At 60.6% G+C, this 7,928-nt stretch carries 3 protein-coding genes and 3 pseudogenes; 1 reads left to right on the forward strand and 5 read right to left on the reverse strand.

All coding sequences use genetic code 11. The features are described from left to right. Nucleotides 1–114 precede the first annotated feature (114 nt). The 5 genes and pseudogenes from LPU83_RS73365 to LPU83_RS30390 all read right to left on the reverse strand — a co-directional run bounded on the left by LPU83_RS73365 (nucleotide 115) and on the right by LPU83_RS30390 (nucleotide 5,678). Complete coding sequence (locus LPU83_RS73365; protein ID WP_024318981.1) at nucleotides 115–402, reverse strand: hypothetical protein; 288 nt, start codon at nucleotides 400–402, stop codon at nucleotides 115–117. 55 nt (nucleotides 403–457) lie between these two features. Further along, nucleotides 458–898, reverse strand: a complete 441-nt coding sequence (locus tag LPU83_RS73810; protein WP_024318982.1) for a hypothetical protein — start codon at nucleotides 896–898, stop codon at nucleotides 458–460. Between the two features lie 10 nt (nucleotides 899–908). After that, nucleotides 909–3,386 (reverse strand): annotated as a pseudogene (locus tag LPU83_RS30380) (error-prone DNA polymerase); the annotation flags it as partial. A gap of 105 nt (nucleotides 3,387–3,491) precedes the next feature. Next, a complete protein-coding gene (locus LPU83_RS30385; protein WP_024318983.1) occupies nucleotides 3,492–5,006 on the reverse strand; it encodes a Y-family DNA polymerase in 1,515 nt (504 codons plus the stop codon). Beyond that, nucleotides 4,924–5,678 (reverse strand): annotated as a pseudogene (locus tag LPU83_RS30390) (ImuA family protein). The gene LPU83_RS30385 and the pseudogene LPU83_RS30390 overlap by 83 nt, the downstream one beginning before the upstream one ends. 746 nt (nucleotides 5,679–6,424) lie before the next feature. Between LPU83_RS30390 and ligD the strand changes: the two are divergent. Continuing rightward, nucleotides 6,425–7,928: pseudogene (ligD, locus tag LPU83_RS30585) on the forward strand (non-homologous end-joining DNA ligase); the annotation flags it as partial.

Consider the following 7,928-nt stretch of genomic DNA (forward strand, 5'->3'; position numbering starts at 1 on the left):
TGTTAGGTCCCGTTGCTCAATTCTGACCTTTTTCAAACAACGTGACAGCACCAACGAAGTTTGTCCTTCGCGACATGCCTCTTCCTGGCATCCGTGGGCCAACGATTAGAACGGTCATTCGTCGATGTTGTAAAGCGACGGATCAACCAGATTGATCTGCTCACCTCGTTTGAATCCGAAAACTTTTTCGAACTTCTCGTCGCCAAGCAGGCGACCGGGTTCTTCGAGAAGGTGCTGATTACGTGCGTTTAGCAGATTTGCCGGCGGCGGGGCTGATGTCGGCATACGTTGTGCCGCAAACATTTGAACTTCGCCTCTTAACGCAAGCAGTCGATTCAAAAGTTCAGGTTCGTCAGCCAGCACCTCTCTTGCGTGCTTGGTGAAATCGTCCGGTTCTTGCATCGGGCTACCTCCGCTAGGTCCTTGGCCATCTCCGCCCGCGGCGGCGCCGGTCCAGCTACCGGACACTGACAGGGCTTTTGAAGAAGCACCGCAACTCGCGATCTTTGACGCCCATGCCGAATGTTGGAGCCCGTAGGTTCCATAGATGAAGGTGCTTGCGGCGTATCCGCGGGCGCCAGACACCGTCATCGGTGCTGCCTTTCCGAGGCCAGTGGCATATAAGATGGACGACGATGCGATCCCAAAGCGGATTGGTGAGATCAGCAACGAGGCCTATTCGGCTCGGGGGCTCGCCTTCCCGTCGCATGTCGCGTGTCTGCCGTGGAAAACCCCACGGAATCGACTTCAGCAGCCGCAGCCCATCCTTCTCCAACACGATCAGTCCGGGAGTGCCTTCGACAGTTTCGCTTGGCACCTCAAGGGCCGGCGCCATGTCAACCGTGAAATGGGCGACAATCTCGTCCAGGCTTTTGGTGACTGCAAACAGGCGCGACACACCGGTCTCCTCAGTGGAAGTTTCTGGATTTGATTTTTAGATTATCGATATGGAGGTCAGGGATATAGATGTCCCGCGCTTGTACAGCCGGCTTCGGGTTATCCCGTGGATCCGGCCCTCCTCCGTGCTTGACCTGGTCGCCGCGGCCATGGGGAAGCGGGAAGTCACCAAGGCCGCCGTCGCGGCTCCCAACGCTTGCCAGGTCGGTCGAGAAATCGAACAGGCGCTGGGCAACGAGGTGAACGACCTCGCCTTCCCGCTGGATGCGGCCATTGATAGCCATCATGCTCGCGGTCATCAGGACCCGCCGCTGGCGTTCGAACAGCGATGGCCAGACCACGGCGTTGACGATTCCCGACTCGTCTTCCAGCGTGAGAAACATCACGCCCTTCGCCGATCCCGGCCGCTGTCGCACCAGAACCAGACCGGCCGTCCAAAGCCATCTCCCATCGCGTTGTCCCATCGCCTCGGCACAGGTGACGATGCCTTTCCGGTCGAGGTCTTTTCGGAGAAACGACACCGGGTGCGCCCGCAAGGTGAGGCCCGTGTGTGAGTAGTCCTCGACGACCTCCCTGCCCTCGATCATCGACTTCAGCGCCACGTCGGGCTCCTGGATCTCGGCGATCACCTTGGCTTCGCGCTCAGCGGCGGCCGCCCAAAGCTCCAGGGGTTCATCCCGGAGCGCTTTGATATCCCAGAGTGCCTGGCGCCGCTCCAGTTGCAGCGACGGCAGAAAAGCATCTGCTTCCGCCAGTTTGACCAAGGACGACGGAGACACGCCGGAGCGTCGCCACATATCATCGGCCGAGACGAACGGCTGTTCGGCACGCGCCAGGATAATGCGCGCGGCGTCGTTGGTGGACAGCCCCCTGACAACACGCATGCCGAGACGAACAGCAAAGCGGTCGGAATTGCCGATCCGTTTCATGGTGCAGTCCCAGCGCGAGCGGTTGACGCAGATAGGGCGGACTTCAACGCCGTGGTTTCAGGCATCCTGGACGATCTGGGCAACACTGTAGAAACCCATTGGCTGGCTGTTGAGCAAGGCAGCACAAAAGACATCGGGGTGGTGACACTTCACCCACGAGCTCGCATAGGCGATCAGCGCAAAACTCGCGGCGTGGCTTTCTGGGAAACCGTAGCTTCCGAAGCCTTCGAGCTGCGTAAATGTTTTCTCGGCGAATTCCCGGGTGTAGCCGTTCCTGACCATGCCTTCGACGAGCTTGTCCCTGAACTTCGAGACCCCGCCCGTGAACTTGAACGTCGCCATCGCACGCCGCAACTGATCGGCTTCTCCCGCGGTAAATCCGGCGCAGGTCATAGCGACCTTCATCGCACTCTCCTGAAACAGCGGGACACCCAGCGTCTTGCCAAGAACTGCTTCAAGCTCGGGCCTCGGGTACTCGACCGTCTCCTTGCCCTCACGCCGCCTCAGATACGGATGCACCATGTCGCCCTGGATCGGTCCCGGGCGGACGATGGCCACCTGCACGACGAGATCGTAAAATGTCCGAGGCTTCAGGCGCGGTAGCATTGCCATCTGGGCGCGGCTCTCGATCTGGAACGTGCCGAGCGTATCGGCCTTGCGGATCATCGCGTAAGTGGCCGGGTCCTCCTGCTCGACATCCGAAAGGCCCATCGGAATGTCCTTGTGATCCCGCAACAGCTCGAAGGATTTTGCCATGCAGGTCAGCATCCCGAGCGCAAGCACGTCGACCTTCATGAATTTGAGGGCCTCGATATCGTCCTTGTCCCATTCCACCACCTGACGATCCTTCATCGATGCCGGTTCGATCGGCACCAGATCATCCAGCCTGTCCTGCGTCAGAACGAAACCGCCCGGATGCTGGCCAAGATGGCGGGGCGCGCCCATGAGCTGGGCGCTAAGGTCCAGCGCCAACTTCAAGCGATAGTCGGCGGTGTTCATATTGTTTTCTTTGAGCTGCTTCTCGCCGACGCCTTCCGACCAGCCCCAGACGCCGGAGGAAAGCTGGGTGATCAGATCTTCCGGCAACCCCAACGCCTTGCCGACATCGCGCAACGCGCCCTTGGCGCGGTAACGGGTGACTGTAGAGCAGAGCGCCGAGCGTGAGCGGCCGTAGGTCTCGTATATCCACTGGATGACCTCCTCGCGACGGGCATGCTCGAAATCAACGTCGATATCCGGCGGTTCGTCACGTTCCATCGAGACGAACCGCTCGAACAGCAAATCACCCGTTTCCGGATTGATGCTGGTGATACCGAGGCAGTAACAAACCGCCGAGTTGGCCGCCGATCCCCTGCCTTGGCAGAGGATGCCTTGCGACCGGGCAAACCGGACGATGCTGTAGACGGTGAGGAAGTACGGTGCGTATTTCATCACCCGGATGAGTTCAAGTTCATGAAGGATCGCCTTGCGGACCTTGTCGGGGATCCCCTCGGGGTATCGGGTGGCGGCCCCTTCCCAGGCGAACTTGGTCAGCGACTGTTGCGCATCAAGGCCCGGCACCCAGGGCGTCGATGCCAAGAGCCGCCGCGGTGGCAAACAGTTCCTCGGCAGAACTGGCGCCCCGCAGGAACGAGAAATGTGTGGCAGCCTGGAGCTCGGCATATCTCATCCGAACACCCCGTGCAGAAACCAGAGGTGCGAGCCCGTGTCGGTATCCACGCCGTCGCCGGCGCGGTAGACCCAGTATCGTTCGCCCGCCTCGTCCTCGACGAGAAAATAATCACGGACGGCGTTATGTTCTCTGGGTCTGACCCACCATTCCCCGAAAATACGCTCAGGCCCATCCGCCCGTTTTACCCGCCGGCGCTTGCCGCGCCAGGTGAAGACCGCGGGCGGCTGGTCGGGCAGTAGCGCTGTCACGTCGATCCGCTCGGGGTTGGCCAGCAACCGCGACGGCCTTGGCCATTTGGCGGCCCAGGTCGCTCCGGTTTCGTCGGCCGTCGGGCCGATGCGCATCACCGATCGTTCGGGAACATCGGAGGCAACGGGCGTGACCCGGTAGAGACGTTGGCCGCGGTTGCCGAGAATATCGACGAGCGGTGTGACATCGACCACCTGCTCCTCGATGAGGGAGGATGCGACCTGCCGCTCCTCCAGGGGCTCGGCCATGATCGCGACAAGCACGAGCCGCTCTATCCCGAAGCCAGGATCAATTTTCTCGATGCGATCACAGAGGAGCTTCGACAGCCGCGCAGGATCCCTGACCGGTTTTGCCAGCCCCGCTCGAATGCACTGCCGCGTATTGTCGACCCCGTGGATGACAAGATCGGAACGTCTGACGCCGAGACCGCGTGTCTCCAGTTTGGAGGTCAGCTCGCGAACCAGTCGACACACATATTTGGCGATCGTTTCCGCTGCACCGATTGGCTCCTGAAAGTTCTTCGCTGCCTCGACAAGCTCCGGGGTTCTTAGAGGCTCAATGGGTTCCGCCATCCGCCCGAACAATTGGTCCAGCCGCCGCCCGACCTCCGGGCCGTATCGCAGCGTCAACGGCGCGCGAGGCATAGAGGAGAGTTCACCGACCGTCTCAACGCCCATCACCCGCAAACCGTGGATCGTGTCCGGGGCGAGCCGGAGACAGTGGATCGGCAGGCGAGTGACTGCTTTCGCCACGCCGCCTAGCGGAACAACGGTCGTTTCCGCCGACGTCAGGCGGGTGATCGCGTGCGCTGCTCCCCACGTATCGGCGACCGCGGCACGAGCGGTCAGGCCTCGTACTCTCAAGCCGTTGACCAGCCCGGAAATCAGCAGGGCTTCGCCGCCCTGAAGATGATCGGCGCCTTCGGTGTCCATTACGATACCGTCCGTGCCGTCGACGGCAACGACAGGGCTGTATTGCCGGAGCGCCCACAGCGCCAGTCGTTCAAGGGCAGCCGCGTCGGCGGCAGGATCGGCATCGATCATCTTCAGATTGGCGACGACGGCCTGGGCTTTGCTCGCCGGCATACCGAGCTTGAGGCCAAGTTTGCGCGCGGCGGTGTCGGCAGCAGAGACCCAGCGTTTCGAGCCCGATTTCGAAATTACGACAAGCGGCTGGTCAGCTGGCACGGTTCCCTCTCCATGCCGACGTATCCGGTCTGTTGGTAGAGTGGGGAAGTAGACACAAACGACCCTTGGCATCACAGGCTCCTAGTTCGAACTCAGCACACTCGCCTGCTTTCACGCGCATCAACTCGGCCAGCCATCTTGGGCGGCCAACGCCCGCGACTGGCAACGCCTCCGACGGAAGCATGCTCACCCTCCATCGTGTCGTCGAGGCTGTCGGATTGCCAAAGTCAGAGGCCTCCGTCTGCCGCCGCCATCTGCGGACAACGAGCCCCATGGTCCCTGTCTTCTCGGCAGCCAGTTGAAGCCGCCGGGATGCCACCATCGGCAATCGAACCAGCTCCCCAACGACTGCTGCCAGTCCACCGAAGGAAAGCCCCTCTTCCATGGAAGCGAGGACGTCCTCCTCCTTGTCGCCTTCACAGAAGATCACGCGGTCGGGATGCAAGCCTGGGCGATAGCGGGGAAAAAGAGATCGGGCCTCGTGAGGCACCAGAGCACCTTGCCCTTCGAGCGCGCGGCAATGCCGGCGGCGAACAATGCAGCCGCAGCTCCGTCCACCGTACCGGCGCCGCCACCCGCAATCTCATGCAGAGCACCATAAGGCAGGCCGCCACCTGGCAGCCGCTCATCCATCTCGCGAACCCCGAAGGGCAGCACAATGGCCTTTTTTGCCGTACCTCCCTCCAGATGGGCTATACGGTCCCTGAGTTCCTCGATGACCCGAGGATTGTGGACGCGCGACATCGTTCACGGACCTCCTCCGGTTCGCGTTGCATGGACTTCATGTCCCCGAAAATTGTTGACGTTCCTCTTTTGTTCCGTCCTCGTGAGGGAGTCAAGCCGGTCTTAAAGAGCTTATTTAGGCTCAACTAAAGCGCTGCTGGCGAAATGATGAGGCGAATCAGGAGTCTAGACTGTGGGAGCCAAATGACTCCACCGACTCATTTTTTTCGCGTTTTGCGCAGGACCTAAAACATGCCGCTGCTCGATAGGGTCCAAAACGAAAAGCCTGCCGCGGGAGGAGGTGCGGCAGGCTTTTCCAAAAATAACCGAACAGCAACTGGGAGGAGGAGTGTTGCCGTTCCCGCAAACGCCCTTGGGAGGAGGAGGAGTAGGACGTCTGCACATCGAACCGACGCGGGAGGAGGTGCATCAGTTCGATAACGACACCATACCGGTTCTCCGCGCCTATTAAATAGACATTGCTGCAGCGCAGTCATGCCAAAAATGCAGATCACTTGGTAAGGCAACAAGCGCAGCGAGGCAACGGCACTCTTATCTAACTAATCGGAACAAAACGACAATCTGTTGCTTTTTGCTTGTTGAGGTCGCGGCTGTGTCAACCGGACGTGACAGGGATGACGAACGCGATGGTTTTTCCGGTTTCTCGTCGCGGCCAACGAAACGGCAGTCGAGCGTCCAACCTGTCCGGCCCGTGCCTCATCCCGTCTTCATCCGAGGCGGGAGGCGGATTTGTACCGGGGACTGCCATGGCCAGCGACAAGCTCTCGACCTACAAACAGAAACGCGACTTTCAGAAAACGCAGGAGCCGAGCGGCGCAGCGAAGCTGAAGGCGTCGAACCGCAGGCGCTTCGTCATTCAGAAACACGACGCGACGCGGCTGCATTATGACTTGCGGCTCGAACTCGATGGCGTCTTCAAGTCTTGGGCGGTGACCAAAGGACCTTCGCTGGATCCGCACGACAAGCGCTTGGCTGTCGAGGTCGAAGACCATCCGTTGGACTACGGCGACTTCGAAGGTACCATACCGAAAGGCCAGTATGGCGGCGGCACGGTCATGCTCTGGGATCGCGGCTACTGGGAGCCTGAAGGCAACAAGACGCCCGAACAGGCGCTCGCCAAGGGTGATTTCAAGTTTACGCTAGAGGGCGAGCGGCTGCATGGCAGCTTCGTGCTGGTGCGGATGCGCAATGACCGCGACGGGGGCAAGCGGACGAATTGGCTGCTGATCAAACACCACGACGATTACTCAGTCGAGGAGAATGGCGCTGCCATCCTTGAGGACAATGCAACCTCCGTTGCATCCGGCCGAACCATGGAGGCGATCGCCGCCGGCAAGGGCAGGAAGCCGAAGCCGTTCATGGTCCAGAGCGGCGACGTTCAGGCGGATGCCGTTTGGGACAGCAATCATGGACTGGCTGCAGAGGAACGTGCCGCGGACACGAAGACAAAGCGAAAGCCAGCACCGAAAAAACCTGCAAAGTCCGCGATGCCGGAGTTCATACCGCCGCAGCTTGCGAAACGCTCGATCGCCCGCCTTCAGACGATGGCTGGATCCACGAGATCAAATTCGACGGCTACCGCATCCAGACGCGCATCGAAAACGGCGAGGTGACGCTGAAGACCCGCAAGGGCCTGGACTGGACCACTAAGTATCCGGCGATTGCGACATCGGCCGCAGACTTGCCTGATGCCATCATCGACGGGGAGATCTGCGCACTCGATGAAAACGGGGCGCCGGATTTCGCAGCACTTCAGGCGGCGCTGTCGGAAGGCAGGACCGACGAACTGGTCTACTTTGCCTTCGACCTATTGTTCGAGGGCGATGAAGACCTGCGGCAGCTGCCGCTGACCGAACGCAAGGAACGGCTGCAGACACTGCTGAGTGATGCCGGCGAGGACCCACGCCTGCGTTTCGTCGAACATTTCGAAACCGGTGGCGACGCCGTCCTCAAATCGGCGTGCAAGCTGTCGCTGGAAGGCATTGTCTCGAAACAGGCCGACGCGCCCTATCAATCGGGCCGCACCGAGACCTGGGCGAAGTCCAAGTGCCGCGCTGGCCATGAAGTCGTCATCGGCGCCTATGCCAAGACCAACGGCAAGTTCCGCTCCCTGTTGGTCGGTGTCTTCAGGGGTGATCACTTCGTCTATGTCGGCCGGGTCGGGACCGGCTACGGTGCCAAAACGGTCGATACGATCTTGCCGAAGCTTCGGGAGATCGAGGCCGAGAGATCACCGTTCACGGGCATCGG

This window comes from Rhizobium favelukesii (genome assembly GCF_000577275.2).
In the GTDB taxonomy this organism is placed as follows: Bacteria; Pseudomonadota; Alphaproteobacteria; order Rhizobiales; family Rhizobiaceae; genus Rhizobium; species Rhizobium favelukesii.